The organism is Nonomuraea sp. NPDC048901 (assembly GCF_040649695.1).
In the GTDB taxonomy this organism is placed as follows: Bacteria; Actinomycetota; Actinomycetes; order Streptosporangiales; family Streptosporangiaceae; genus Nonomuraea.
This window is the reverse complement of record NZ_JBEZFW010000012.1, coordinates 86,110-110,388: the sequence shown is the minus strand read 5'-3', so window position 1 is coordinate 110,388 and position 24,279 is coordinate 86,110. Positions and strand designations below refer to the sequence as shown.

Here is a 24,279-nt window from a genome sequence, read left to right as displayed (position 1 = left end):
GGGAGCTCATCGCCATGGGCTGCGACGAGCTGCTCCTCCACACGTACGACGTCTCCCGCGGCCTGGAGACGGAGTTCGTCCCTTCGGAGGAAATCGCCCTGGCGACGCTGCGCCGCCTGTTCCCGTGGGCTCCCGAGAGAGCCGGGGCCGGGGAGGGCCTGCTGTGAGCCAACGGCGGAGCCGACCTACCAGGTCAGGACCGCCTTTCCCGTGTCGCTCGCCTTCTGGCTCAGGTGGTAACCCGGGCCAGCACTATGCCGCCGATGATCAGGGCGAGCGCCGCCATCCTGCCCACCGACACCGGGTCGTCGTTGACGACGATGCCCAAGGTGATCGCGCCGACGGCGCCGATGCCGGTGAAGACGGCGTACGCGGTGCCGACCGGCAGCGCGTTCATGGCCTGGGACAGCAGCCAGACGGCGGCGACCATCAGGACCAGGCAGATCAGCGTGGGCAGCGGCCGGGTGAAGTTGTGCGTCGGCTTGATGCTCTGGGACCACGCCACCTCGATCAGCCCGGCCAGCAACAGGATCAGCCAGTTCATCGGGCCGCCTCCTTGAGCGCCGCGGCCAGTGACTCCTCGTGCCGCTCGCGCAGGTGCGCCAGCGCCGGGTCGAGGCGGGCGTTGACCAGCTCCGCGTGAATGAACGTCACGTCCTCGACCCGGAAGTGGCCCTTGAAGAAGTCGCGCAGGTAGCGCTCCTGGTGGTCGTACGGCTCGCGCGGCGTGCCCGGACCGTACGCGCCGCCGCGCGCGCTGGTCACCACGAACGACCGTCCTTCGAGCGACATCTTGGGGAAGGTGATCTGGTCGAGCCAGGCTTTCAGCGCCGAGGGGATGGAGTAGTTGTACATCGGCGTACCGATGAGGATCACCTCGGCCGCGACCACCTCGTCGAGCAGCGGCTCCACAACGGCCCACGCCCGGCGCTGAGCAGGGGTGCGAACCGCCTCCCGATAGCGCGAGATGTCGGTGATCTCGTGCCGCAGGATGTGGTCGCACAGCTCGGTCCATGCCTCGCCGATGTGCGGCACGGGTTGCGCGGCCAGGTCGCGGTAGACGTAGCCGGCCTGCGGGTGGGCGGCCCGCCAGGTCTCGGCGTACACGTCGGACAGCCTCCGCGAGAACGACGCCCGGCGGGCGCTGGCGTCCAGGTGCAGCAGCATGCTCTCTCCTCATCCCAGATATGTGGACACACTGTCCACTTAACTATAACCGGACGTCATGTCCACATACAATGGGGCGCATGGAGAGAGCCGACGCCGCGCGCAACCGGGCACGGATCCTCGAGGCGGCCGCGTTGCTGTTCACGGAGCGGTCTCCGCAGGACGTGACGATGGAGGACATCGCCAAGGCGGCCGGGGTGGGCCGGGGCACGCTTTACCGCCGCTATCCGGACCGGGCCTCGATCGCCGTCGCGCTGCTCGATGAGCACGAGCGGGACCTGCAAGAACGCCTGCTGCGCGGCGAGCCCCCCCTGGGCCCGGGCGCGCCACCCGCCGAGCGGCTGGCCGCCTTCTACGCCGCCATGGTGCGCCTGCTGGAGGACCACTCTCACCTGGTGCTCGGCTCGGAGGTGGGCCGCTCCCGCTTCGAAACCGGCGCGTACGGCTTCTGGCGCGCCCACGTGCACGCACTCCTGGTCGCCGCGGGCACGCCGAGCCGGGACGGGCTGGTCGACCTCCTGCTCGCCCCCCTGGCCCCCGAGGTGTACGGCTACCAGCGCGCGGTGCTCGGCCTCACCCCGGAGCAGATCACCCAGGCGCTGGCCAGACTCACCAGGATCCTGACCCCAGGGCCCCCGTAAGCCGTGGCCTTCCACGGACGCGCGAGCCGGCTCGGGCGGCCCCAGGGAGACCTCCTTGGAGCCTTCTCGCACGGGGCCTCGTCACCGGGGGCGCCGGACCGGCTCCTGTTCTGGCGCGGTGGCCACGGTCATATAGCCGCGACCAGTCGTGGACGCATAGGCGGCATAACCCAGGGTTCCGCTCTGGTTCGTTCCCCGGACGATGTTGTTGACGTTGACCCGGCCGACGATCGCTCCGGTGTCCCGCGAACAGATCACCAAGCCTTCATGGACCGGCCGGGCATCCAGGGGCGGTGCAGCTCGGCGCTCTCCCGAACCAGGGCCGTATATTGCTCGTAGTCCTGGAGGGAGAGGTGACGAATGGCCACGCGTGGCCCCTGGGCAAGGTAGGTCGCAGAAGACATCCGTGAGATCTTACGCAGCCTCAGGCGATCCCCGAGTTCCACGCCCAGGCCGCGATCCCGACCCGATTGGCCGCTCCCACCTTGCGCTGGATGTTGGCCACATGCGTCTTCGCCGTGCCGGCGCTGATGAACAGCTCGGCGGCGATCTCACCATTCGTACGCCCATGCGCGACCAGCCGCGCGATCTCCATCTCTCGCTCCGTGAGCGGCTCCCCCGGCGGCTCCGGCCGGGCGGCACGGAGGTGGCGCAACAGCCGTACGGTGACCTGCGGGCTGATGAGCGTGTCCCCGGCCATGGCGGCACGGATGGCCTCGACGAGCAGCGTCGGTCCCGACCGCTTCAGCAGAAACCCGCAAGCACCGTTGCGTAGTGCCGTGTGCACATAGTCATCGAGGTCGAACGTGGTCACCACGATCACCCGCGTCTCCGGCGCGAGCACCCTGGTGACCTCAAGTCCGTCGAGCTTGGGCATGCGGATGTCGGCCAGTACGACGTCGGGCTTGAGATGCCGGGCGAGCCCGACTGCCGCCTGCCCGTCAGCCGCCTCCCCCACGACCGTCATGTCGGGCTGCGAGTCGAGAATGAGCCGGAAGCCGATCCGTACGTCATCTTGATCGTCCGCGATCAGAACCCGAGTCGTCACGTCACCGCCCCCACCAACCGGATACCACCGACACCGCCCGGACACATGTCCTTGCCCCCTTCCAGCCGCGTGTACGTCATATAACCCTCCCACTCCGACCCGCGGCTCCGGACTCAGACGGGGACGGCCGCGGTGACGCGCCAGCCCGCACCGTGGGGACCCGCGGAAAGGGAGCCGCCGACCGTCCCGAGCACCTCGGCGAGTCCCGCCAGGCCGAAGCCGCCGTTGCGACGGTGTTCAGCGAAACGACTCCCGCCACCGCGATCGTTGCCCTCCGGCAGGCCAGCGCTGCCATCGTCGTCCACCCGGATGCGGACCATGTCGCCGTCTCTCGTCACCGCGATGTCGACAGTGGTCGCCCGCGGCGCGTGCCTGCGTACGTTGGTCAGCGCCTCCGTCACCACCCGGTAGACGGTTGCCGACGCCTCGCGGGAGATCTGCTCCGCCTCGACGGCGAGATTCACTCGGACGGTCGGCGAGAACCCGTCGGCCAGTTCCCGCAGGCCGTCGATGCCGGGGAAGGGGCCTCTGGCAGGTTCGTTGAGCATGTGGACCGTACGGTCGAGCGAGGTCAAAGCCCGCTGGCCACCCTCCTCGATGCGCCGCAGGGCGTCCTCGATCCGCGGCGGCAGCTCTGGTGCGAGCCGGGCGGCCTGGGCCTGTACGAGCATGCCGCTGACATCGTGCGCCACGAAATCGTGCAGGTCACGCGCCAGAGCGAGCCGCTGATCCCGTACGGCCTGCGCCACCGCCCGACGCCGGTTGCCATCGAGCGAACGCAGATAGAGCCCGGCCGCGGCGACCCCGACCGCCCCCAGCGACCAGCCCGCGCAACCGGCCAGTATCAGCGAGGGCGGGCCGGGCCAGACCATTCTCAGCAGGATGGTCGAAACCGCGAGACCGGGGACGAGAGCTGCGAGAGGCGCGCGGCGGCCCGCGAGCATCGTCAGGGCGAGCAGCGCCGGCACCTCGATCAGCAGCCAGAAGGTGGTGTCTCCACGGGTGCCGGTCAGCGGATGGTAGGCGGTGATCGCCAGGGAGACCGCTCCCCCGCCCACGGCCGAGTACGCGGGAGGGACGCGCGGCCGGAACGCCACCACCAGCGCGCACAGCTGCAGCACCGCACCGATGAGGTTCACGATGTCGACCCTAGAACGCCTCGGCCGTACGGACAGCAGGAGCTACCTCACGGCCTGATGCTTTCGGGGAACCCGGTCCAGCGCAGGCCGGTCGGAAGGTGACTCATGTCGTTGACCATCACGATCGTGGGCGGCAGGCCGTCGCGGTACTCGATGACCGTCAGTGCGGTGTTGGCGCTGTTCAGGCCGAGCCATCGGGCTGGCGGCGCGTCCAGCGCGTGCCGCACCAGCCACGCGATCGGATAGGCGTGCGTCACCAGGACCTCGTGCGTGTCACGCCGAGCCCCTTGTGCGGTCGTCTCGGGAACCTTCGCGAACCGGGCGACCAGGGCCTCGGCGAGCTTCTGGCCCGAGGCCGCCTCCGCGTCGTCGTAGCCGTCGAAGAAGCCGGCCCAGGACGGGGGCGTTTCGGCCGTACTGGGAACGTAGGGCACGTGGTCGATGAGTTCGGCGGCCTCGGCCACGGGCACGTTCGGTAGATGCCGGGCGAGTTCGTGCGCGCTCGCTTCGGCGCGTGGCAGCGGAGAGTGCCACACGGCGTCGACCGGTACGCCGGCGAGCCGTTCGCCCAGCAGGCCCGCCTGCTGGTGCCCGATGTCGGTGAGCTCCCCGAACGCGTTGGCCGCGCCGTGGCGTGCCAGGTAGAGGTGTCGCGTTGCCATGAGTGGTCAGGGGCGCGGTGCCCGTGCGGGCCCGCTTCCCATCTCCTTCGATGTGGATCCGTAGGTGTGGATTCGGTGGCGGGATGCCTGGGTGGGCTCGGCTCTTGGCCTGACATAGACCGGCCAGGGACGGAAGTGATCAGTCACGCGCGTGCCGCCGTGACGGTGCCGTTGGTGCCGTCGAGGGTGATGACGGTGTCGTCGTGGAGCGTGCTCGTCGCGTTCGGGATGCCGAGGACGGCGGGGATGGCGTGCTCACGAGCGACGATCGCGGCGTGGGAGAGCACGCCTCCGGTCTCGGTGATGACACCGGCGGCGACGCGCAGCAGCGGCGTCCAAGCGGGGTCGGTGAAGGGGCAGACGAGGATGTCGCCCGGGCGCACGCGCGCGAAGTCGCCGGGGCCGCGGACGATTCTCGCGGTGCCGGTTACGATCCCGTGGCTGCCTGGCGTTCCGGTGAGCGTGCCGGTTACGGTCCCGTGGTGGCCCAGGGTTCCGGGGGGCGTGGCGGCTGGGGTGTGCGAGGCGCTGGAAGGCGAGGTCGCCGGTGGGGGTGCGGCGGTGACCGGCCGTGCTTGCAGAATCCAGACGCGGCCGTCGACGATCGCCCACTCGATGTCCTGCGGTTCACCGCGTACGGCCGCGATGTCTTTGCCCAGCTCGGCCAGCCGCGTGGCCGTCGCGTCGTCGATCGCCGGCTGGTCCCGGGTACCAGTAGGCACGTCGCTGATGACGAGCCGCGTGCCGTGCCGGTCAAGGCGGGTCTGTTTGTCCGCGACGCTACGGGTGACCGACCCGTCCTCGGCGACGCGGTAGGCGTCTGGGGTTACCGTGCCTCCGACGACGCTGGGGCCGAGCCCCCAGGACGCCTCGATCTGCGTCGCGTCGCCCGGGCCCGCGGGTGTGAACATGACCCCGGACACCTCGGCATCCACATGGCGTTGGACGAGGACGGCCATCACGAGATCGTCGGACGGCTGGCCGTGGCGCCGGTAGCCGATGGCACGTGCGGAGAACAACGAGGCCCAGCAGGCACGTACGGCATCGGCGACCTCACCGGCTCCGCGCACGGCGAGAAAGCTCTCGTACTGACCGGCCGCCGATGCCTGGCCGGTGTCCTCGTCCGCCGCCGACGATCTGACCGCCACGGGCGGATCGCCGAGCTCGTCGAGTGCGCGGCGTAGCGCATCGACCACGGTGGCGTGGACCGGGTGGGATTCGATCATCTGCCGCGCCACGTCCGGCTCGCCGGCGAACCGCCCGAGGTCCAGGTCGCGGACGGCGGCGAGGTAGGCGGCGTACGAGACGACGAAGCCGTCAGGAACCGGCAGGCCCGCGCGGAGCAACGTGCCGAGCGCGCCGGCCTTACCTCCGCAGGTATCGGCGGCAGCCTCCATGAGGGGTACGATCATCCACCCTTACCTTTCAACAAATGATTGACAACGTTTTGTTGATTGTGCAGGGTAAGTGCATGCCACGCAAGCAGGACATCGCTCACAACATGCAGACCGATCACGTACAGGCCCGCCGCGAGCAGGACGCGCGTGAGCGTCTCCTGGATCTGGGCGCGGATGAGCTCGACGCCCGTCCATGGCGACCCTCGCCCGCCCCGCTGTCGGCGGTCGACCTCGTGCAGTTCGCCGTCTGGCGCAACGCCGACCTGGACCCGGAGGACGTCCTGAGCGCGCTCGCCCTCCTGCCCGCCGCACGCGCCGAGGTCGAAGGACTCGAAACCGGCCTGCTGTTCACGGCCCGGAGCGCGGGGCTGACCTGGGCACAGATGGCGCAGGCGATGGGGTTCAACTCCCCGCAGGCATGCCAGCAGCATTACACCCGCCTGGCAGGACGATCGGACGCCGGCTCATGACACGGGACTCCGCGACCGATCTCCTGGTCCTGCACTCCGTACGCATCACCGGGTTCGCGGACACCCCGGTGATCGCTTATCGGTACGGGCTCGACGCGGCCGAGACGAAAGAGGTGCTGCACGACGCCGAGGCACGTGGGTGGGTCGAGCACACCGCCTTCGCCGGTAGCGGAGGTTGGTCGTTGACCGAAACAGGCCGAGCCGAGAACGAGCGCCTGCTCGCGGCCGAGCTCGCCCGCGTCGGCGGTGCCGACGAGGTCCGTGACGCCTACCGCGAGTTCCTCCCGCTGAACGCCCTCCTGCTACGAGCCTGCACCGACTGGCAGCTCCGGCCCACCGCCGGTGACCGGCTCGCCGCCAACGACCACTCCGATCCCGTCTGGGATGCCCGGATCCTCGACGAGCTCGCCGGCATCGACCGTGCGCTCCTGCCACTCGCGGACCGGCTCCGGGGCGTACTCACCCGGTTCCGCGGATACGACGCACGATTCGGCGCGGCCCTGGCGCGCGCCCGAGCCGGGCAGGGCGCCTGGGTCGACCGCACCGATGTCGACTCCTGCCATCGTGTCTGGTTCGAGCTCCACGAAGACCTCATCGCCACGCTCGGCATCGACCGCCACGCCGAACCCTGACCCCGCGCTCCGCCGCCCCGCATCCGCGATGACCCTCGGGGCGCCGGTCAGGCGCATCACCGGCTTAGGACATGCTGTGGAGCCCAGCGCTACGCGATGGCCTCACGCGCCCGGATGGCCTGCCGACGGTCTGGTTGAGGTGTTACCCGCGGAGTCCGTCCGCGGAGCACTCACCATGGGACGTATGGATCGAGCCTTGGCCATGGACAAGAGGGGGAACGCGCTGACGGCGTTCCTGCCAGCCACACGAGTCCCCGGCATGCCGGACGACGCGCCGATGCCGGCAGCTCTGGTCGTGGTCTGGTACGGCCGGCACCTGCTGCTGGTCTTCGACCGCTTCCGTCAGCAGTGGGAACTACCAGGCGGCCGGATCGACCCTGGCGAGACTCCCCTCCAAGCAGCCGTACGGGAACTGCGCGAGGAGAGCAGCCTGCACCTGCCCACCCTCACCCTCGCGGGATACGCACGCTTCTGGCTGACCACCCCGCCGCACAACGAATACGCCGCCGTCTACACCACCCATGCCGCCACCCGCCACCACGACTTCATCCCCAACCAAGAGATCAGCGCCATCTGCTGGTGGGACACGACCAACCCTCCCCCCAGCAACACCCAGATCATCGACACGACCCTGGCCCAACACACCAAACGACTGAACTCATAAGACGCACACGAAGACGGCCGCACCCCGGCGCCCGCTCGGGTCGCTCTCGAAAAATTCGTGGCTGCGCCTTTCCCCGGGTTCGGGTCACGACCGTCAGGCCTGTCCAGGTGATCGCGGAGGTGGCGAGCGCCGGTGAAGGTCGCCGCACACTGCTCAGAGGCTGCGAAGGACCGAGACCACGATGCCCAGCACCACGGCGCCGTCGCCGTCGATGATGTCGTAGACGGGATTGCGCGGTTCGAGATAGACGTGCCCGTCGCGGCGGCGGTACACCTTGACGGTGGCCTCGCCGTCGATCATCGCGGCGACGATCTGGCCCGAATGCGCCTCGGGCTGCTGCCGTACGACGACGATGTCGCCGTCGCAGATCGCGGCGTCGATCATCGAATCGCCCCGCACCCGCAGGCCGAACACGTTGCCACGTCCGGTGAGGTCACGGGGCAGGGTCAGTGTGTCGTCCATGTACTCGTCGGCCGGGATGGGAGTGCCCGCGGCGATGTCCCCGACCACAGGCACGGTCACCAGGTCCCCTGCCGGTTCCGGCGCCGAGGCCCCCAGGAACAGGCGTACGTCGATCGGCCGGGTCATCGTCGTGCCCCGGTGGAGGAACCCTTTCTCCTCCAAGCTCCTCAAGTGCTTGGACACCGACGAGGACGACCGCAGCCCGACGGCGTGGCCGATCTCGCGGGTGCTCGGAGGGTATCCGTATCTGACCACCCAGTCCCGGATCGTGGCCAGGATCCGTTGCTGGCGCTGCGGCAGCGCCGAAGCGCCCAGGTGCTCGAACGTGTCATGGCCGTCGTAGGTGGTCACGTGCGAAATGTTAAGGGTTTCTCCGCCCCGCAGGCGTGGGCGGCCATCCGCGCGACGATCGGATCGATGGTGGACGAAGTCGCCGTCCGCTCGCCGGAGATGCCGCTGCTTCAATGTGGCTCCCGTTCCTGACCGGTCGCCGGTGCCTCGCGGTAGTGTGAACGCCACTCCTTTTGGCCCGTGCCCACGGAGATCACCCAAGACGGACGCGCACAGGAGGCATGGTGGGCCTGCGACTGGCGGCCGTCACCCTGGTGATGGTGGCATTGACCGGATGTTCGGTCGTCTCGGCTACCGGCCGCGAGCCCGGCCCGACTGATCGCGTCACCTCCCGGCCCAGCCCGAGTGACAGTACCCCGGTGGCGACGCACCCCAAGGGCCGCTGGCGGGTGGTCTACCGGCAGAAGGGGCTGGACTACGGTGCCGACTTCCTGGACATCGCGGCCACGGGCGCGGCCGACGCGTGGGCGGTCGGTGAGCGGACGTTCGGCACCGACGGCCACGAGGCGTTACTGGTCCACTGGGATGGCAAGCATTGGCGACGGCTGACGAAGGAACTGCCGAAGCAGGCCCGGTACGTCACGCTCACCAAGGTAGACGCATCGGATCCCGGCAACGTGTGGGTGATCGCCGAGGACAAGGAGGGCGGTGAGTCCGGGCTGCTGCGCTTCGACGGGCGGCGCTGGTCGTTCATCCCCGATCCGGTGATCACGTCCGAGGGGGATACCGCGAGTCCGTCAGAGGTGGTCGCGCTGGGTGGGGGGAAGGTGTGGGCGCTCGGTGACGGGTGGGCGCGGCACTTCGACGGGCAGCGCTGGACCAGTCAGGCGATCCCCATCGCGACGTACGCGGCCGTCGCCGTGTCGCCGCAGGACATCTGGGCGGTCGGCGAGGTGGACCCGCTGCCGGACGACGGCTACGTGCAGTCGGAGCCCGCCGTCGCGCGCTTCGACGGCCGCGCCTGGCGACGCGTACCGCTGCCCGCGCCGTCGCTGCCCTCGCCGTCGGAGCCCACGCCGTCGGAGCCCACGTCGTCGCTGCCCTCGCCGTCGCCGTCCGGCTCGGTCGACTCGCGGGTCTTGGCGGTGCTGGCCGTGGCCGCCGACGACGTGTGGGCCGTGGGCGGCTACGAGACGTCGGACGGCGCGTTCCGCCCTCTGTCCTACCGGTGGAACGGCACGGCCTGGCGGGCGGTCGCCATCGACGGCGGGCAGTTGACCGGGATCGCCCGCGACAGTGATGGCGTGGTGTGGGTCGCCTCCCGGAAGTCCGTCTCCGAGGACGCGAAAGACGCCTACCGGCTGCTGGCCGAAGCGGGCGGAAGGTGGTCGCGGGTCACACCTCCCGCCCCCGTGACCGCGATGACCGCGCTCCCCGGCGGGAAGCCGTTGTGGGCGATCGGCCGGGACGCGATCACGGAGTATCGCTAGCGCTCGGCTCCTTCGCGCGGCTCAGCGGGGCGGGTCCGGTGAATGGCGTCATGGCCGAGCGCGCGGGTCAGCACGGGTGGGGTCGGTGACCCCATCCTGGCCGAGCGCGCGGCTCAGCAGCGTGGGCTCGGTGATCGGGGACTCGTGGGTGCCGAGGACGGTGCAGGCGTGGGCTCCGGCGGTGGCGCCGAGCCCTACGCGCTGCTCCAGGGGTAGTCCGCGCAGAGTGCCGTACAGGAAGCCAGAGACGAACGCGTCGCCCGCGCCGTTGCTGTCGGCGACCGGACCGGGCAGGGGCGCGGCCGGGAAGGCGCGCAGGGGCGCGTCGCGGGTGAGGACCAGGCAGCCGTCGGCGCCGCGCGTGCAGACGACCGTGTGGGCGCGGCCGCGTTCGATGATGGCGGCCATGGTGGCGGCCGGGTCGGCGAGCGCGGCGGCCGAGAGGAAGACGAGGTCGGAGCGGTAGGCGAAGTCCTGGTGGTAGTCGTCGACGCCGTTCCAGTCGTGCAGGTCCGTGGAGACGGGCATGTCCAGGTCCGGGTACACATGGCGGCAGAAGTCGGTGATCGACACGTGCGCGTGCCGCGCGCGCACGCCCTTGTAGAGGTGGCTCGGGAGCCGCTCGCCGGGCGTGGCCCTGGGGTCGAACAGCGAGGTGCGGCGGCCGTCCGGATCGACCAGCAAGACGCTGCGCCGGGTGCCCGCCCGCGCCGGCGCCCAGATGAAGTCGAGGCCGCGCAGCGCGTGGCGGATCAGCGCGCCCTGCGGGTCGTCACCGATCAGGTCGGCGAACGTGACGTCGAGCCCGAGCGCCGCACAGCCGAGCGCGACACCGGCGCCGGTGTTGCCGATCCGGTCGATCACGGGCGGTACGGAGTAGGTGTCCTCGTACGGGAGGGGCAGCGCGGGCACGTACACGGTGGTGTCGACCCCGGCGCCGCCGAGGACCAGGACATCGCGCATCATCGGCGCTGGAGCGAGTAGAGCGGGCGTGCCCCGGTCATCGGTTCACCAGCGGGCCGGAGCCCGTGGAGCCGCGGACCACCAGCTCGGGCTGGAAGACGAGCTCGACGTGCTTGGCGGGCGCCCCGTTGACCTCTTCGAGCAGGGTCTGCACCGCGGCCGTGGCCATCGCGCCGATCGGCTTGCGTACGGTGGTCAGCGGCGGATCCGTGAACGCGATCAGCGGCGAGTCGTCGAAGCCGACCACCGACACCTCGCCCGGCACGGCCAGCCCCTTCTCGCGGCAGGCGCGGATCGCGCCCAGCGCCATCAGGTCGCTGGCGCACACGATGCCGGTGCAGCCGCGCGACAGGAGCTGCATGGCCGCCGCCTGCCCGCCCTCGACGGAGAACAGCGAGTGCGCGATCAGCTCGTCGACGGCGTTCGTGCCGAGCAGCTGGGCCATGGCCTGCCGGTAACCCTCGATCTTCCTGATCACGGGTACGAACCTGCGCGGCCCCAGCGCCAGCCCGATCCGCTCGTGTCCGAGGTCCACGAGATGCTGTACGGCCAGCCGCGCGGCGAGCCGGTCGTCGGGCGAGATGAACGGCGCGTCGATGTGCTCGCTGTAGCCGTCGACCAGCACGATCGGCAGCCCGCGGTCGGTGAGCCTGGTGTAACGGTCCATCCGCGCGGTGGTGTCGGCGTGCAGCCCCGACACGAACACGATGCCGCTCACCCCGCGGTCGACCAGCAGTTCGGTGAACTCGTCCTCGGGCGCGCCGCCCGGCAGCTGCGTGCAGAGCACGGGCGTGTAGCCGTGCTGGGTCAGCGCCTTCTCGATGGACTGGGCGAACGCCGGGAAGATCGGATTGTCCAGCTCGGGGGTGACCAGGCCGACGAGCCCGTTGCTGCGCTGCCGCAGCCGGGGTGGCCGTTCGTAGCCCATGAGGTCGAGCGCGGTCATCACGGCCTGGCGGGTGGCGACGGAGACGCCGGGCTTGCCGTTGAGCACCCGGCTGACCGTGGCCTCGCTCACCCCGGCCTGGGCGGCGATGTCGGCGAGGCGCGCGTGACCGGTCATGCGCGCCACTGTACTTTCCACCGGGCCGCCGGATGTGACGCGCGCGGGACGTCGGGGGCGGCGAAGCCGCGCCTGTACACGGAGTACGTCACAGCCTCGCGCCACCCCTGATCATGCTCCGCAGCCCCTAAGACGGTCCCGACAATGAAAGCTCTTGCCGCAATTTCCCGCAAGCCCTTCCAAGTCACGATTTTTCCGGATGTTTCCGCCATCGGATGCCCAAAACCCCTAGCCGAAACCCGATTGGGCAGAGATCTTTTATGACAAGGGTGGACATGTGGCGTTAAGGCGCGATGTACTACCCCTTCAATCAGCCCCGTCACAGGTGACACGTGCGCAAGGTGTTGGGCCCATGAGCTCGGTCGTTCTCGACAAAGTGACCAAGGTGTACCCGGGTAGCTACCTGGCGGTAGACCGACTGAGCCTGAAGGCCGAAAATGGCGAGTTCCTCGTTCTGCTCGGCCCCTCCGGCTGTGGCAAGTCCACGCTGCTGCGGATGATCGCGGGCCTCGAGGAGATCACCGAGGGGGATCTCTGGCTGGACGGCCAGCTGGCCAACAACCTGGCGCCGCGTGACCGCGACGTCGCCATGGTGTTCCAGAACGGCGCCCTCTACCCGCACAGGACCGTACGCGGCAACATCGCCTTCCCCCTGGAGATCGCCAAGTCGGACCCGGCACAGGTACGCGAGCGCGTCACCGAGTTGTCCAAGGCGCTGCACATCGACGACACGCTGGAACGCCGTCCGGGCACCTTATCCGGCGGCCAGCGTCAGCGCGTCGCGATGGGACGGGCGATCGTCCGCCAGCCCAAGCTGTTCCTCATGGACGAGCCGCTGTCCAACCTCGACGCCGGCATGCGCACCGAGCTGCGCATGGAGATCTCCGCCCTGGTCAGATCGCTGAACGTCACCACCATCTACGTGACACACGACCAGGTCGAGGCGCTCACGCTGGCCGACCGGATCGCCATACTCAACCGCGGCGTCCTGCAGGACGTCGGCACTCCGGCGCAGATCTACAACGACCCGGCGACGGCGTTCGTGGCGGCCTTTCTCAACTCCCAGCAGCTGAACCTCCTGGCCGCGACCGTGCGCACGCCGCAGAACCAGTACGTCATGCTCGACTTCGGCCCGCACCGGCTGACGCTCCCGTGGAGCGATCCCCGTGCCTACGCCATTTCCCAGCACACCGGCGGCCAGGTGCTGGTCGGCCTGCGCCCCGACGGCCTGGCGCCCGTGCCCGAGTCGTACGAGGGGCCGTCGTTCTTCGGCCGGGTGCGGGCGCTGGAGTACCACGGCCACGAGTGGCTGGCCTACATCGAGTGCGGCGTCCCGGCCGTACCGGTGCCCGAGCCGCCGGACCGGCGTGCCCAGGTCAACGGTCGCAAGGACCGCTCCGCCGGACTCGGCGGGCTGGTCCGCCGGATGTTCTCCAACCGCGAGGAGCGGGAGGAACAAGAACAGGTCGGTCAGAACGTCGGCAGCGGCATCCACCGCCGCTCCGACATCATCGTCCGCCTGGGCGGCCGCCCGGTCTGGCGCGCCGGTGAACCGGCCAAGGTGGCCATCGACCAGAGCCGCCTGATGATCTTCACCCCGGACGGCGCCCGCATCGACCCACCCCGCCGCTGACCGCGTCGGCGCGATCTTCGGCGGCCACTGCGCCATCTGGGCGGCCAATGAAGGTCGTCTGCCGGTACCCCTTCTCGGCGAACAGCTCCGCCGCCGCGTCGAGGATCAACTCGCGACTCTCGTTGCTGGTCTGCTCTCGTCGTGTTGTCACTGAGTTTCCCGCACCCGGCGGCCCGGCGCCCTGGAACGGCTGGTGCGGCATGGTCACCGGTGAGGGCCGCGATCGGGCCCTTCCGCCACCTGATCGTGGACCCGGCATTGATTCGACCGATCGGACGCAGCCGGCGAAGGAGCGCATCGTGAAGGTCGGAATGATCGCAAGCCACCATCCGCACGCCTCCCACCGAGAGGAGTTCATCGCACGTGTGCACCAGGTCTCCGTGAGATCGTCCGGGTCGTGGCCGCCTGATCGGGAGGAGCGAACACGGAGGGCCGGCCCATGGGCCGGCCCTCCGTGTTCGAGCCCTTGGCTCCCTAGCAGGCGCCCCGCACGTTAGGCAAGAGGCACCCGGTGTCGAACGTGCCCGGGATCGACGCCGTGACGCCATTCGTGTCATCGGTGATCTTAACGCTCGTGTAGGTCACCTGCGCGATCTCCAGGCTCTGTCCAGGCGGACAGGAGAAGGTCCCCGCCGATGGCGGGAGGATCGCGAGCGAGGCCGTCACCTGGCCGTTCCTGCCGGAGCTGAACGTGCCGGTCGCGGTCACCTCGCCGGAGTTGACTTGCTTGTTCTGGGCACTGGGATTCTTCCCGCCCCGGTTGACGCAGACGTACGTCGCCGTCGAGGTCGCACTCGCGACGTAGTCGATGTTCTCGTTGGTGCCGAGTCCGGCTTCCTTGAACGAGACGATCAAGTTCGTACCACCCAGCTGGGCGCTGGCTGAAACGAAGTGCGGGCTTACAGCCTGCGCGGGTAGTGCCGCCGCGACAAGCAGGGCCAGCGGCGTAGAAACGAGGATCGAGAGTCGCTTCATGGGAACTCCTCAGGCGTTGCTCTACACTGAATTCGGGATTTTGGCATTTGCCGACATGAGGTGCAGGGAAGAGTCACTGTTCGGCAGAAGTGCGAATTACCTGCCGATCAGACCGAAACGCCAACAATGTCATTCGACCTGAGCAAGTTCTGTTTCCTTTCAGGGATACCAATTCCGATGTGTTGGAAATTGTCCGCTTCGATCAGAAACGCTCGTTCCAGGTCGCCCATTGCCTGGCGTTCGACATCGCCTTGATTTCCTCGCCATCAGGACCCCAAACGGAGATGATGCACACTTGCCACTCCGCTTGTCATTTAATTGAAATGCTCACCCAGCCGCCCTACTTCGGCCGCTAATATACTCTCTGCGCCGCTAGGTATAATAATGTAAGCCATATTGCCCTATATAGTCGGCGTGTCCGCTGCGCGATAGTTGTCCGCTATCAAACAGCGGAGGACCGGCCCACAGGCCGGTCCTCCGCGCTCGAGCCCTTGGCTCCCTAGCAGGCACCCTTCACTTCAGGCAACAGGCACCCAGTGCCGAACGTGCCCGGGATCGACGCCGTGACACCATTCGTGTCATCGGCGATCTCCACCTCCTTATAGGTCACCTGCGCGATCTCCAGGCTCTGTCCAGGCGGACAGGAGAAGCCCTCCGGCGACGGCGGGAGGATCGCGAGCGAGGCCGTCACCTGGCCGTTCCTGCCGGAGCTGAACGTGCCGGTCGCGGTCACCTCGCCGGAATTGACTTGCTTGTTCTGGGCACTGGGATTCCTCCCGCCCCGGTTGACGCAGACGTACGTGGCCGCCGCGCTCGCCCTCGCGGCATAGTCGATGCTCTCGTTGGTGCCGAGTCCGGCTTCCTTGAACGAGACGATCAAGTTCGTACCACCCAGCTGGGCGGCGGCTGAAACGAAGTGCGGGCTTACAGCCTGCGCGGGTAGTGCCGCCGCGACAAGCAGGGCCAGCGGCGTAGAAACGAGGATCGAGAGTCGCTTCATGAGAACTCCTCAGGAGGGCCGGTAGGGCTATGGACGCTGCAGAGGGCGCGCTGCGTACGCGCCGGTCAGGAAATGCCACGAACGGGCGGCAAGAGAGGAGCGCGGGTTCCGAAAGTGCGACGGCTCAGGCGCGAATGAGCGCCGCTGTGTACGCGCTCGGGACATGTGCAACCCCCGCCGTTGTCGCGTTTATTGGCGCTCAGCATCGCGCTGGTTTCCGAATTGCCCACTTCGATCGGGAACGCCCACTCCGGCCACCCATTGCCAATGCGCGGCATCGCCTTGATTTCCTCGCCATCAGGACGGCAAACGGAGATGATCCACTCTTGCCATTCCACTTATCACTTAATTGAAATGCCCAGCGCGCCGGGCTCATTCCGCCGCGCGATGACCGGGAAAGCCGACGACGGTTGCCGAACCGTTTCGGAGCCGACCTCATGGGGGTCCCTCCAAGATCTACAGCTCAGGGAGGCCACCCCTGAGCCCACACGGGACCGGACGCCCGTACGACCCGTAGTTGACCAACCGGACCGTGGTCCGTATTGTCTTTCCCACAAGCGGACCGCAGTCCGGAAGGGGACAATCATGAGCCGTTTGCTGCACATCTCCGCCTCCCCCAGAGGAGCGGAGTCGATCTCGATCGCCATCGCCTCGACCTTTGCCGAGGAGTACCTCGCCACGCATCCCGGGGGGCGGGTCGACCACTTCGATCTGTGGGACGGGAGCCTGCCGGAGTTCGGGCCCGCTGCGGCGAAGGCCAAGATGACCGTGTTCGGAGGGGGTACGCCCGTAGGAGAGGAGGCGGTGGCCTGGGAGGCGGCTGTGCGGATGTTCGAGCGCTTCGATGCCTATGATCGGTATCTGTTCAGCGTGCCCATGTGGAACATGGGCGTGCCGTACAAGCTCAAACAGTTCATCGACGTGGTCAGCCAGCCGGGCATGGTGTTCGGGGTGGACCCGGAGACCGGGTACCAGCACCTGCTGAGCGGGAAGCGGGCAGCTGTCGTCTACACCAGCTCGGTCTGGGGGCCGGGGATCGGGGCCGAGTTCGGGAGTGACTTCCAGTCGACGTTCTTCGACGGGTGGTTGCGCTGGGCCGGGATCGACGATGTCCAGGAGATCCGCCACCATCCGACGTTGACCGGGTCGTACGAGGACGAGCGGAAGCAGGCCGACGAGCGGGCCCGCGAGGTCGCCAGGCGCTTCTAGCGAATCCGCTGATGTTCCTGGATCCTTTTTTGACAGCCTGAGGGCGGTAGGAGCCGGTGGAGTAGGCCGCGTCGGCGAAGCGGAGCTGTCCTCGCCTGCCAGCAGGGCACTGGCAACGACACCCTCATAATGGACGGCATCGGAGCTGGGCCGCAGGGTCGCCGTGGTGAACAAGCCGATCTGGCTAGGGGCCTTGACGCCGTCTGGCGATAAGTGCGGATCTTGTGCACATGTCGCAACTCGGGCGGCCACAGCCGCATCTAGCCAGTAAAATCGCCCACTAATGTCAGTCTTTTCTCCATTTTGGCGACGGCCAGGGATCACCATCGCCCTAGCCCTGGCTGCCGTCCTCGGTCTGGGCGCTGCCGTCTACCTGTCGATGCGCACCGAAGGCTCACCCCAGCAGACGGCGACCGCGTTCCTGACGGCCTGGCAACGCGGCGACCTGCCCGCCATGAAAGCCCAGGTACTGGAACCGCCTCGCGACTTCGACGGCATCTATGACGCCTTCACCAGAGGCTCCCAGGCCAAGAAGATCACCATCCGGGAGACCCGCGTCCGTCCCGAGTCCAACCGGAATTTCGGGCAGGCCGCCGCCTATGACGCCATGTTCTCTGTCACTCTCGACGGGCCGGTCCCCTACTCCTACGAGGGGCACTTCGAGGTCATCGATTTCGACCGCGCGTGGAAAGTTCACTGGACCCCGACGGCGATCCACCCCTGCCTGCAGGAGGTCGGCTCCAGCGAGATACGGCAGATCCGCGTCGTCCCCCAACCCGATGGTTCCTCCCGCCTGGTCCTGCTAGAAACGCGGGCCGAGGGAGAGCAGGCAGGATCCCTCTTCGCCGACGAAGGCCTCAAACTGGTCGCAACCCTGGCCGACTCGGCCCAACCAGGGGTCACCGGCTAGACCACTGAGATCAGGCGATTCGGCTCCGTTGCTTGCGCGGTGGGGTCGGTGGCGCGCTTGGGTCTGGGGCAGGCGGTAGGAGTCGGTGCCGGTCTCGATGGTGTTGCCACTACGGGCAAGCCCACTCCGATCAGCCGGCCCGGCGAATGAAGTTGTGCGTCGTCAAGGCAGAGATAGCGCTCGCGCGGTGCCGTCTGGATCTCGCCCTTCCACCAGTAGGTGGAGACGATCTGACCGCTGATCTGGGCGCCGGCCGCCACCCGGCTCTCGACCGCCGCGTTGACGATGCGTTCGGCCTCTTCGCGGCTGTCGGCGGTCACGCGAACTTCGACATGGCGGGTCATGGCTCCGAGCGTACGTCCCATGAACGATCACCTTCTCTGTGGGTCACGATCGCCTCCGTCGTCGAAGGACACGGCGAGATGACGGCCGTACCCGAGTTGCTGCGCAGTGTGCCTACGCTTCGAGCATCTGGGAAGTGAACATCCAAGAAAGGAACGTGTGCGTCGCGGTTCGCTGATTGCGCCCGGCGGGATCGAGGCAGCGGGTAGATGACCTACGACAGGACGGGAAGCCGCGCGCAGGTGACAACCGCCGCGATCGGCACGCTTCTGTCCGGTCTGCTGTGCGCCTTTGCTGCGAAGATCGCTCACGGCTAACCGGCCGGGTCCGTTCTGGGGTCGTGCCGGGATGGGCTTGGACAGCAGGCCCGAGACGGTCAACGATGGGAGCGATACACATGGCCGACTCCGTTCTCACGATCGGGTGCTTCCAGTACGACACGACACAGCCGCTGTTCGACGGGAGCGTAAGCGTCGACGGCGTCGACGTCAGGATGAAAACCGGGGTCACCTTGCCGGAGATCTTTGATCGGCTGATCCGCGGAAACGAGTTCGACGTCGCCGAGCTCGGCCTCACGTTCTACCTGCGGCTACTGGGCACCGGTCTGCCGTTCGTAGCGCTGCCGATCTTCCCGAACCGCGTATTCCGGCACTCGTGCATCTTCATCAACACCCACAGCGGGATCGTTGAACCAGGTGATCTCGCGGACAAGACCATCGGTGAATTCGGCACCTACGGTCAGGACTCCGGCGTGTGGGCCAAGGGAATCCTGATGGACGAGTACGGATTCAAACCCGAACAGAGCCGTTGGGTGATCGGCGGCCTGGAGCACCCTGCGACTCCCTTCGACTTCATCCCCCATCCACATCCGGCCGACGTCGACGTGACCGTCGCGCCTGAGGGGAAGACACTTGGTGCGATGCTCGACGCGGGCGAGATCGACGCCCTGTTCTCGGCGAACGTCCCGCAGTGCGTGCTCGATGGATCCCCGAACGTCGCCCGTCTGTTCCCCGACTTCGAGCCGCTGGAGCGCGACTACCACCGGCGAACCGGGATCTTCCCGATCATGCACACGATCGTCATCCGGCGAGAGCTCCTCCGCCACCGTCCTGACCTCGCGCACAAGGTCTACCGCGCATTCGCCGAGGCGAAGGACGCCGCCGCCGACCGCTACCGCCGCAACCGCAGGCTCTACCAGGTCCCGACCATGGTGCCGTGGATGAATGCCCTGGTCGAGCGCAACGGCGAGCAATTCTCCGAGGACTGGTGGCCGTACGGCATCTCGTCCAACCGCTCCGCTCTTGACACCTATCTGCGCTACCACCACGAGCAGGGCCTGTCCTCCGGGCAATGGAAGCTCGAAGATGTCTTCGCTCCGGAACTGCTCGACACATAGGCCTCCGGACTCGCAGGCGCTCTGGGATGCGAATCCCCCACGAACTTTCCGATGGCACCGATCGTCGAACACCCATGATCAGCACCATCGGGATTCGGGGGCACCATGCGTGCATTGCGCATGATCGTAATGTCGGCCACCGCGCTGGAGTTCCCCTCCGCGGTACGCGGGTTTGGGCCAGGCGGTAGGAGTCGATGCCGGTCTCGATGATGTTGCCGTGACGGTCAAACCCGCTCCAACCAGCCGACCCGGCGAAGCGTGTTCGGGAAGGCGGTCCGAGCGCAGCGAGGCCCTTCAGGGGGCGGGCGTCAGCCCGCCTGAGAGGACGTCCGGAGCGTAGCGGAGGCCCTTTTTGGGCGGGTGGGCATCAGACGGCCAACCACCGAATCGGGTAACGGGCGGGGAGGAAGAACGCCCGGAGCGAAGCGAAGGCCCGTTGTGGTCGGGTCAGTGGTGGCCAAGCTCGGCAGACAGGCGGTCGGTGGTCCGCAGGAGGGCGGCGGCGCAGGCGTCGGCTTCGGCCATGAAGCGGTCGGCCGGGCCGCACACGCTGATGACCGCCGCCGGCCGGCCATGGTGGTCGAGGATGGGGGCCGCCACGGAGGCCGCGCCGCTCTGCCGTTCGGCGATCGACATCGCGTAGCCGCGGCGGCGGATGAGGGTCAGGTCGGTGTGCAGGCGGCCGGGGTCCGTGACGGTGGCGGGCGTCATGGCTTCCAGTGATCGGCTGAGATAGCGGGTGATCTCCTCTTCCGAGAGGTACGCCAGGAACGCCTTCGATGATCCGCCCGCGTGCAGCGGATACGGCACGCCCAGCGAGACCGACATGATCACCTCCCGCTCGGGTGTCGCCTGGTCGATGTAGACGCGGGTGTCGCCGGTCCTGATCGACAAAGTGGCGGTCTCGCCGGTCAGCCTCGACAGGGCGGGCAGTTCGGGCGCGGCCAGCCGCCGTACGTCGATGCGGTCGAGGTAGGCCAGGCCGAGCCGCATCGCCGTCAGCCCCAGCGAATAGCGCCTGCTCTCCTCGTCGAGCACGACCAGCCCCCGGCTCCTGAACGAGGCCAGCACCCGATGCACCGCCGCCTTCGACATGCCCAGGCTCTCGGCGAGCTCGGTGACGCCGAGTGTGTCCGTGCCCGCCTCGGCGAACCGGACGAGGATGTCGGCGGCCCGTTCGACGGTGGCGGCGGTCTGGCTGGGCATGGTGGGCCTTCCCCGGTGAATCATGTGTACTGTCGGGAACAGCATTCCTACTATTGGAACACAAGGAGCCACCGGATATGTCGTCGTTGTGGAAGGCCCTGGAGGGCTCGCGCGTGCTGGACCTGGCGCAGCCGATGCGCAAGGGCATGCCGCAGTCCCCCAACCACCCGCCGTTCCGGATGGCGCTGGAACGCCGGCACGGCGACCTGGTCAGGACCGACGGCGGCTCGGCCGCCAACGAGATCATCGTCACGGGCGGCCACGTCGGCACGCACGTCGACGCGCTGGCGCACGTCTCCCAGGAGGGCCTGCTGTACGGCGGGCGGCCGGCGGGCGAGGTGATGTCGCACGAGGGGTTCAGCGCCATGGGCATCGACGGGTTCGAGCCGTACGTGGGCCGGTGCGTGCTGCTCGACGTGGCCGCCGTGCACGGGGTGACCACGCTGCCCGCCGGCTACGAGGTCACCGCCGACGATCTGGAGCGGGCCGCCGGAGGCCTGGAGATCCGCGCGGGCGACGCCGTACTGGTCGGGACCGGCTGGTCACGGCTGTGGGAGTCGGGGGACGACTTCGTCGGTCAGCGGAACGGCGTTCCGGGTCCGGGCGCCGATGCCGGCCGCTGGCTGGCCGCGCGGCGACCGCGCGTGGTGGGCGGCGAGACCATCGCCTTCGAGCACATCGCGGCGGGCCGCGGGCATGCCACGCTCCCCGTGCACCGGATCATGCTGGTGGAGTCGGGCATCAACATCGTGGAGACGATGCGGCTGGCCGAACTGCTCGACTCTGGAGTCCGCGAGTTCCTGCTGGTGCTGAACCCGCTGCCGATCGTCGGCGCCACGGGAGCCCCGGTCCGCCCGCTCGCCGTCATCGCCTGATCGGGGAGCGGAAGTGACCACTCATGTTCAGCGGCTCGCGGAATTCGCCGTGGATTGCCGGGATCGCGGCGTCCCGGCCGAGGTGCGCGACGACGTGACGGGCCGGGTGCTCGACGTGCTCGGCAACTGCCTGGCCGCCTACGCGGAGCCGGCGGGTGACGCGGCCCCGGCCGTGCTGCGGGCCGTACGACGGTGGCAGGGGGCCGGGGAGTCGACCGCGATCGGGAGCGGCGACCGGCTGCCCGCGCCGTCGGCGGCGCTGGTCAACGGCACGCTGGCGCACGCGCTCGACTACGACGACACGCACCTGCCGTCCGTACTGCACCCGAGCGCTCCCGTGGTGCCCGCCGCGCTGGCCGCCGCCGAGGCCACGGGCGCGTCCGGCGAGCGGCTGATCGCGGCCGTCGCGGCCGGCGTCGAGGTGTGCAACCGGCTCGGCATGGCCTCCTACCTGCCGGAGGCCGGCAACTCGCTGTTCTTCGAGAAGGGCCAGCACGCCACCTCGATCTGCGGCACGCTCGGCGCGGCGGTCGCGGCCGGGCTGCTGTACGACCTGGACGCCGCCGGCATCGCCCACGCCGTCGGGGTGGCGGCCAGCATGGGCGCCGGCGTCCTCGAGGCCAACCGCACGGGCGGCACGATCAAGCGGGTGCACTGCGGCTGGGCGGCCCACTCGGGGGTTACGGCGGCCGTGCTCGCGCTGGAGGGGCTGACGGGGCCGCCCACGGTGCTGGAGGGCCGGTTCGGCTTCTTCCAGGCGTGGCTGGACGGCCGGTTCGACGCCGAGGCGCTGCTGTCGGGGCTGGGCGAGCGGTGGGAACTCCTGCGTACGGTCTACAAGCCGTATCCGACGAACCACTTCACCCATCCGGCCATCGACTGCGCCCTCGCCCTGCGCGCCGGCGGCCTGTCCCCCGCCGACATCGAGGAGGTCGAACTGGGGGTCGCGGCTCCGGTGCTGCGTACCATCGCCGAGCCCCGGGCCGACAAGGTCAGGCCGGAGTCGCCGTACCACGCGAAGTTCTCGGGACCGTACACGGTCGCGGCGGCGCTGCACGGCGGCGGCGGGCTGGGGTTGTCACTGGACGACTTCGCCGCCCTCGATCCCGCACGGCTGGCGCTGGCCGAGCGGGTGCGCTGCGTGGCGGACGAGCGGGCGACGGAGATCTTCCCGCACGCGTTCGCGGCCGTGCTGCGGGTACGGCTGCGTGACGGCTCGCTGCTGGAGCATCGGGTCGACTCCTCCCGTGGCGGTCCGGAACATCCGCTGACGGCGGAGGAGCTCGCGGTGAAGTTCCGCACGAACGCGGGGCGGGCGCTCGACCCGGACCGCGTGGCGGCTCTCGTCGCGGCGGGCCGCGACCTGCCCGAGGCCCCTACTGTGGCACCGCTCCTCCGGCTGACGACCGCCTGAGCCACCGCGCCGGCTCGACGAACCGCTAGGGAGCCGCTCGGGCGGCTACATCGACCGTGCGCCGGGAGTCCGCTCCGCCGCCTCCGAGCGCTCCGCTGTCTCCACCCGGTCGGCCATCTCAGAGCTGTCCACCGCCTCCGGAAGGCCTGTCTCCAGGCGGCCCGCCTCTGAGCGGTCGGCCTCTGAGCGGTCCGCCTCTGAGCGGTCCGCCTCTGAGCGGTCCGCCTCTGAGCGGTCCGCCTCTGAGCGGTCCGCCGTGGCAGCGAACGCCGCCTCCGGGATCTCCGCCTCCGGGGACGGCGGCGGCATGACCTTGCGGACCTCGTCGAGCGGCGGCAGCTGGGCGGGAACCTCCCGCCGGAGCGACTCCAGCGGAGCCGTCTCCTCGCGAGTGGGCGTCTCGCGAATGGCTTCCTCCCGGGAGGTCGCGGCCGCGGCAGATGCGTCCGCCGACGCGTCGACCGGCGCGGGGTCGCGCCCCATGCGGTCGAAGAAGCGCAGCAGCTCGACCGGCAGCGGCATGATCAGCGTGGTCGTCTTCTCCGCCGCCACCTCGACCACCGTCTGCAGCAGGCGCAGCTGCAACGCCGCCGGCGTCTCGGACATGATGGCGGAGGCGTCGGCCAGCTTCTGGGCGGCCTGGAACTCCCCGTCGGCGGTGATGACCCGGGCCCGGCGCTCGCGTTCGGCCTCCGCCTGCCGCGACATCGAGCGCTTCATCGACTCGGGCAGCTGCACGTCCTTGATCTCGACCCGGTCGATGTGGATGCCCCAGCCGAGCGCCGGGCTGTCGATCATGAGGGCGAGGCCCCTGTGCAGCTCTTCGCGGTTGGACAGCAGGTCGTCGAGCTCACTCTTGCCGATGATCGAGCGCAGGGAGGTCTGCGCCACCTGTTCGACCGCGAACAGGTAGTCCTGGACCTCGATGGCCGCGCGCAGCGGGTCCTGGACCCGGAAATAGACGACCGCGTCGACCCGGACCGAGACGTTGTCGCGGGTGATGCCCTCCTGGGTGGGGATCGGCATGGTGACGATCTGCACGTTGATCTTCTTCATCTTGTCCACAAAGGGGATGAGGAAGCTCAGCCCCGGCTGCCGCACCTGTTTCTGAGCCCGGCCGAAGCGGAAGACGATGCCCCGTTCGACCTGGTTGACGACCCTGATGAAGCTGAAGGCGGACCAGAGCAGGATGACGGCGAGGACGGAGAAGAGAATGCTGGTGACCATGGT

28 protein-coding genes are annotated in these 24,279 nt (G+C 68.9%); 12 read left to right on the top strand and 16 right to left on the bottom strand.

Annotated elements, in window-relative coordinates; translation table 11 throughout:
* Positions 1 to 14 precede the first annotated feature (14 nt).
* Positions 15 to 167 (top strand): hypothetical protein, encoded by a 153-nt coding sequence (locus AB0C30_RS36055; RefSeq protein WP_357952630.1) that lies wholly within the window; start codon positions 15 to 17, stop codon positions 165 to 167.
* Between the two features lie 62 nt (positions 168 to 229).
* On the opposite strand, the gene AB0C30_RS36050 is transcribed toward AB0C30_RS36055, so the two are convergent.
* Positions 230 to 544 (bottom strand): multidrug efflux SMR transporter, encoded by a 315-nt coding sequence (locus tag AB0C30_RS36050; RefSeq protein WP_357952629.1) that lies wholly within the window; start codon positions 542 to 544, stop codon positions 230 to 232.
* Positions 541 to 1,167: an NAD(P)H-dependent oxidoreductase gene (locus AB0C30_RS36045; RefSeq protein ID WP_357952628.1), complete on the bottom strand. Its 627-nt coding sequence runs from the start codon at positions 1,165 to 1,167 to the stop codon at positions 541 to 543. Before AB0C30_RS36045 ends, AB0C30_RS36050 begins: the two co-directional genes overlap by 4 nt.
* An 80-nt stretch (positions 1,168 to 1,247) precedes the next feature.
* On the opposite strand from AB0C30_RS36045, the gene AB0C30_RS36040 reads away from it, so the two are divergent.
* Positions 1,248 to 1,808, top strand: coding sequence for a helix-turn-helix domain-containing protein (locus tag AB0C30_RS36040; RefSeq protein ID WP_357952627.1), 561 nt, complete (start codon positions 1,248 to 1,250; stop codon positions 1,806 to 1,808).
* Between the two features lie 81 nt (positions 1,809 to 1,889).
* Here AB0C30_RS36040 and AB0C30_RS36035 read toward each other — a convergent pair whose 3' ends face one another.
* The 5 genes from AB0C30_RS36035 to AB0C30_RS36015 form a co-directional block, all read right to left on the bottom strand.
* Positions 1,890 to 2,066 (bottom strand): hypothetical protein, encoded by a 177-nt coding sequence (locus tag AB0C30_RS36035; RefSeq protein WP_357952626.1) that lies wholly within the window; start codon positions 2,064 to 2,066, stop codon positions 1,890 to 1,892.
* A 166-nt stretch (positions 2,067 to 2,232) separates the two neighbouring features.
* Positions 2,233 to 2,856, bottom strand: a complete 624-nt coding sequence (locus AB0C30_RS36030; protein WP_357952625.1) for a response regulator transcription factor — start codon at positions 2,854 to 2,856, stop codon at positions 2,233 to 2,235.
* Positions 2,857 to 2,969: 113 nt separating this feature from the next.
* Positions 2,970 to 3,995, bottom strand: a complete 1,026-nt coding sequence (locus AB0C30_RS36025; protein ID WP_357952624.1) for a histidine kinase — start codon at positions 3,993 to 3,995, stop codon at positions 2,970 to 2,972.
* A 47-nt stretch (positions 3,996 to 4,042) separates the two neighbouring features.
* On the bottom strand, positions 4,043 to 4,657 hold the full coding sequence (locus tag AB0C30_RS36020; RefSeq protein WP_357952623.1) for a histidine phosphatase family protein: 615 nt from the start codon (positions 4,655 to 4,657) through the stop codon (positions 4,043 to 4,045).
* Positions 4,658 to 4,800: 143 nt separating this feature from the next.
* On the bottom strand, positions 4,801 to 6,069 hold the full coding sequence (locus AB0C30_RS36015) for a PEP/pyruvate-binding domain-containing protein (RefSeq protein ID WP_357952622.1): 1,269 nt from the start codon (positions 6,067 to 6,069) through the stop codon (positions 4,801 to 4,803).
* Between the two features lie 59 nt (positions 6,070 to 6,128).
* Here AB0C30_RS36015 and AB0C30_RS36010 point away from each other — a divergent pair, with 59 nt between their 5' ends.
* From AB0C30_RS36010 to AB0C30_RS36000, 3 genes are all read left to right on the top strand, one after another.
* Positions 6,129 to 6,524 carry a DNA-binding protein gene (locus AB0C30_RS36010; protein ID WP_357952621.1) on the top strand — a complete coding sequence of 132 codons (396 nt, stop codon included), beginning with the start codon at positions 6,129 to 6,131 and terminating at the stop codon, positions 6,522 to 6,524.
* Complete coding sequence (locus tag AB0C30_RS36005) at positions 6,521 to 7,156, top strand: transcriptional regulator (RefSeq protein ID WP_357952620.1); 636 nt, start codon at positions 6,521 to 6,523, stop codon at positions 7,154 to 7,156. The genes AB0C30_RS36010 and AB0C30_RS36005 overlap by 4 nt, the downstream gene beginning before the upstream one ends.
* A 184-nt stretch (positions 7,157 to 7,340) precedes the next feature.
* Entirely contained in the window at positions 7,341 to 7,820 is a 480-nt protein-coding gene (locus tag AB0C30_RS36000; protein ID WP_357952619.1) for an NUDIX hydrolase, read from the top strand.
* A gap of 153 nt (positions 7,821 to 7,973) precedes the next feature.
* Here the strand turns inward: AB0C30_RS36000 and lexA are convergent, their stop codons facing one another.
* Positions 7,974 to 8,633 carry a transcriptional repressor LexA gene (gene lexA, locus AB0C30_RS35995; protein ID WP_357952618.1) on the bottom strand — a complete coding sequence of 220 codons (660 nt, stop codon included), beginning with the start codon at positions 8,631 to 8,633 and terminating at the stop codon, positions 7,974 to 7,976.
* 221 nt (positions 8,634 to 8,854) lie between these two features.
* Here lexA and AB0C30_RS35990 point away from each other — a divergent pair, with 221 nt between their 5' ends.
* Positions 8,855 to 10,063, top strand: coding sequence for a hypothetical protein (locus tag AB0C30_RS35990; RefSeq protein WP_357952617.1), 1,209 nt, complete (start codon positions 8,855 to 8,857; stop codon positions 10,061 to 10,063).
* Positions 10,064 to 10,111: 48 nt separating this feature from the next.
* Here AB0C30_RS35990 and AB0C30_RS35985 read toward each other — a convergent pair whose 3' ends face one another.
* Together AB0C30_RS35985 and AB0C30_RS35980 are read right to left on the bottom strand one after the other, a co-directional pair.
* A complete protein-coding gene (locus tag AB0C30_RS35985) occupies positions 10,112 to 11,029 on the bottom strand; it encodes a PfkB family carbohydrate kinase (RefSeq protein ID WP_357952616.1) in 918 nt (305 codons plus the stop codon).
* A gap of 34 nt (positions 11,030 to 11,063) precedes the next feature.
* Positions 11,064 to 12,089, bottom strand: a complete 1,026-nt coding sequence (locus AB0C30_RS35980) for a LacI family DNA-binding transcriptional regulator (RefSeq protein WP_357952615.1) — start codon at positions 12,087 to 12,089, stop codon at positions 11,064 to 11,066.
* A 352-nt stretch (positions 12,090 to 12,441) separates the two neighbouring features.
* On the opposite strand from AB0C30_RS35980, the gene AB0C30_RS35975 reads away from it, so the two are divergent.
* Positions 12,442 to 13,722, top strand: coding sequence for an ATP-binding cassette domain-containing protein (locus AB0C30_RS35975; protein ID WP_357952614.1), 1,281 nt, complete (start codon positions 12,442 to 12,444; stop codon positions 13,720 to 13,722).
* Between the two features lie 474 nt (positions 13,723 to 14,196).
* Here AB0C30_RS35975 and AB0C30_RS35970 read toward each other — a convergent pair whose 3' ends face one another.
* From AB0C30_RS35970 to AB0C30_RS35960, 3 genes are all read right to left on the bottom strand, one after another.
* Entirely contained in the window at positions 14,197 to 14,697 is a 501-nt protein-coding gene (locus tag AB0C30_RS35970; RefSeq protein WP_357952613.1) for a hypothetical protein, read from the bottom strand.
* A gap of 499 nt (positions 14,698 to 15,196) precedes the next feature.
* The gene (locus AB0C30_RS35965; protein WP_357952612.1) at positions 15,197 to 15,697 is read right to left on the bottom strand and encodes a hypothetical protein; all 501 of its coding nucleotides are present in this window, start codon (positions 15,695 to 15,697) and stop codon (positions 15,197 to 15,199) included.
* A gap of 65 nt (positions 15,698 to 15,762) precedes the next feature.
* Positions 15,763 to 16,035, bottom strand: a complete 273-nt coding sequence (locus tag AB0C30_RS35960; protein ID WP_357952611.1) for a hypothetical protein — start codon at positions 16,033 to 16,035, stop codon at positions 15,763 to 15,765.
* Between the two features lie 247 nt (positions 16,036 to 16,282).
* On the opposite strand from AB0C30_RS35960, the gene AB0C30_RS35955 reads away from it, so the two are divergent.
* Both AB0C30_RS35955 and AB0C30_RS35950 read left to right on the top strand, forming a co-directional pair.
* Positions 16,283 to 16,906 (top strand): NAD(P)H-dependent oxidoreductase, encoded by a 624-nt coding sequence (locus AB0C30_RS35955; protein WP_357952610.1) that lies wholly within the window; start codon positions 16,283 to 16,285, stop codon positions 16,904 to 16,906.
* A 283-nt stretch (positions 16,907 to 17,189) separates the two neighbouring features.
* On the top strand, positions 17,190 to 17,816 hold the full coding sequence (locus AB0C30_RS35950; RefSeq protein ID WP_357952609.1) for an NTF2-like N-terminal transpeptidase domain-containing protein: 627 nt from the start codon (positions 17,190 to 17,192) through the stop codon (positions 17,814 to 17,816).
* Here the strand turns inward: AB0C30_RS35950 and cutA are convergent.
* On the bottom strand, positions 17,813 to 18,160 hold the full coding sequence (cutA, locus tag AB0C30_RS35945; protein ID WP_357952608.1) for a divalent cation tolerance protein CutA: 348 nt from the start codon (positions 18,158 to 18,160) through the stop codon (positions 17,813 to 17,815). The genes AB0C30_RS35950 and cutA overlap by 4 nt on opposite strands.
* 395 nt (positions 18,161 to 18,555) lie before the next feature.
* Here cutA and AB0C30_RS35940 point away from each other — a divergent pair, with 395 nt between their 5' ends.
* Positions 18,556 to 19,554: a hypothetical protein gene (locus tag AB0C30_RS35940; protein ID WP_357952607.1), complete on the top strand. Its 999-nt coding sequence runs from the start codon at positions 18,556 to 18,558 to the stop codon at positions 19,552 to 19,554.
* A gap of 447 nt (positions 19,555 to 20,001) precedes the next feature.
* On the opposite strand, the gene AB0C30_RS35935 is transcribed toward AB0C30_RS35940, so the two are convergent.
* Positions 20,002 to 20,760: an IclR family transcriptional regulator gene (locus AB0C30_RS35935; protein ID WP_357952606.1), complete on the bottom strand. Its 759-nt coding sequence runs from the start codon at positions 20,758 to 20,760 to the stop codon at positions 20,002 to 20,004.
* A gap of 77 nt (positions 20,761 to 20,837) precedes the next feature.
* On the opposite strand from AB0C30_RS35935, the gene AB0C30_RS35930 reads away from it, so the two are divergent.
* Positions 20,838 to 21,635, top strand: coding sequence for a cyclase family protein (locus AB0C30_RS35930; RefSeq protein ID WP_357952605.1), 798 nt, complete (start codon positions 20,838 to 20,840; stop codon positions 21,633 to 21,635).
* Between the two features lie 13 nt (positions 21,636 to 21,648).
* A complete protein-coding gene (locus tag AB0C30_RS35925; protein ID WP_357952604.1) occupies positions 21,649 to 23,049 on the top strand; it encodes an MmgE/PrpD family protein in 1,401 nt (466 codons plus the stop codon).
* A gap of 45 nt (positions 23,050 to 23,094) precedes the next feature.
* On the opposite strand, the gene AB0C30_RS35920 is transcribed toward AB0C30_RS35925, so the two are convergent.
* Positions 23,095 to 24,276 (bottom strand): SPFH domain-containing protein, encoded by a 1,182-nt coding sequence (locus AB0C30_RS35920; protein WP_357952603.1) that lies wholly within the window; start codon positions 24,274 to 24,276, stop codon positions 23,095 to 23,097.
* Between the last annotated feature and the right edge of the window lie 3 nt (positions 24,277 to 24,279).

What these genes read in the sequence shown, in the direction of transcription:
- AB0C30_RS35990 (WP_357952617.1), top strand. Translation starts at nt 8,855, where the DNA reads ATGGTGGGCCTGCGACTGGCGGCCGTCACCCTGGTGATGGTGGCATTG.
- AB0C30_RS36000 (WP_357952619.1), top strand. Translation starts at nt 7,341, where the DNA reads ATGGATCGAGCCTTGGCCATGGACAAGAGGGGGAACGCGCTGACGGCG.
- AB0C30_RS35955 (WP_357952610.1), top strand. Translation starts at nt 16,283, where the DNA reads ATGAGCCGTTTGCTGCACATCTCCGCCTCCCCCAGAGGAGCGGAGTCG.
- AB0C30_RS36040 (WP_357952627.1), top strand. Translation starts at nt 1,248, where the DNA reads ATGGAGAGAGCCGACGCCGCGCGCAACCGGGCACGGATCCTCGAGGCG.
- AB0C30_RS35950 (WP_357952609.1), top strand. Translation starts at nt 17,190, where the DNA reads ATGTCAGTCTTTTCTCCATTTTGGCGACGGCCAGGGATCACCATCGCC.
- cutA (WP_357952608.1), bottom strand. Translation starts at nt 18,160, where the DNA reads ATGACCCGCCATGTCGAAGTTCGCGTGACCGCCGACAGCCGCGAAGAG.
- AB0C30_RS35980 (WP_357952615.1), bottom strand. Translation starts at nt 12,089, where the DNA reads ATGACCGGTCACGCGCGCCTCGCCGACATCGCCGCCCAGGCCGGGGTG.
- AB0C30_RS36010 (WP_357952621.1), top strand. Translation starts at nt 6,129, where the DNA reads ATGCCACGCAAGCAGGACATCGCTCACAACATGCAGACCGATCACGTA.
- AB0C30_RS35985 (WP_357952616.1), bottom strand. Translation starts at nt 11,029, where the DNA reads ATGATGCGCGATGTCCTGGTCCTCGGCGGCGCCGGGGTCGACACCACC.
- AB0C30_RS36020 (WP_357952623.1), bottom strand. Translation starts at nt 4,657, where the DNA reads ATGGCAACGCGACACCTCTACCTGGCACGCCACGGCGCGGCCAACGCG.
- AB0C30_RS36005 (WP_357952620.1), top strand. Translation starts at nt 6,521, where the DNA reads ATGACACGGGACTCCGCGACCGATCTCCTGGTCCTGCACTCCGTACGC.
- AB0C30_RS36050 (WP_357952629.1), bottom strand. Translation starts at nt 544, where the DNA reads ATGAACTGGCTGATCCTGTTGCTGGCCGGGCTGATCGAGGTGGCGTGG.
- AB0C30_RS35935 (WP_357952606.1), bottom strand. Translation starts at nt 20,760, where the DNA reads ATGCCCAGCCAGACCGCCGCCACCGTCGAACGGGCCGCCGACATCCTC.
- AB0C30_RS35930 (WP_357952605.1), top strand. Translation starts at nt 20,838, where the DNA reads ATGTCGTCGTTGTGGAAGGCCCTGGAGGGCTCGCGCGTGCTGGACCTG.
- AB0C30_RS36045 (WP_357952628.1), bottom strand. Translation starts at nt 1,167, where the DNA reads ATGCTGCTGCACCTGGACGCCAGCGCCCGCCGGGCGTCGTTCTCGCGG.
- AB0C30_RS35920 (WP_357952603.1), bottom strand. Translation starts at nt 24,276, where the DNA reads ATGGTCACCAGCATTCTCTTCTCCGTCCTCGCCGTCATCCTGCTCTGG.
- AB0C30_RS35940 (WP_357952607.1), top strand. Translation starts at nt 18,556, where the DNA reads ATGGCCGACTCCGTTCTCACGATCGGGTGCTTCCAGTACGACACGACA.
- AB0C30_RS36015 (WP_357952622.1), bottom strand. Translation starts at nt 6,069, where the DNA reads ATGATCGTACCCCTCATGGAGGCTGCCGCCGATACCTGCGGAGGTAAG.
- AB0C30_RS35970 (WP_357952613.1), bottom strand. Translation starts at nt 14,697, where the DNA reads ATGAAGCGACTCTCGATCCTCGTTTCTACGCCGCTGGCCCTGCTTGTC.
- AB0C30_RS36055 (WP_357952630.1), top strand. Translation starts at nt 15, where the DNA reads ATGGGCTGCGACGAGCTGCTCCTCCACACGTACGACGTCTCCCGCGGC.
- AB0C30_RS35975 (WP_357952614.1), top strand. Translation starts at nt 12,442, where the DNA reads ATGAGCTCGGTCGTTCTCGACAAAGTGACCAAGGTGTACCCGGGTAGC.
- AB0C30_RS35965 (WP_357952612.1), bottom strand. Translation starts at nt 15,697, where the DNA reads ATGAAGCGACTCTCGATCCTCGTTTCTACGCCGCTGGCCCTGCTTGTC.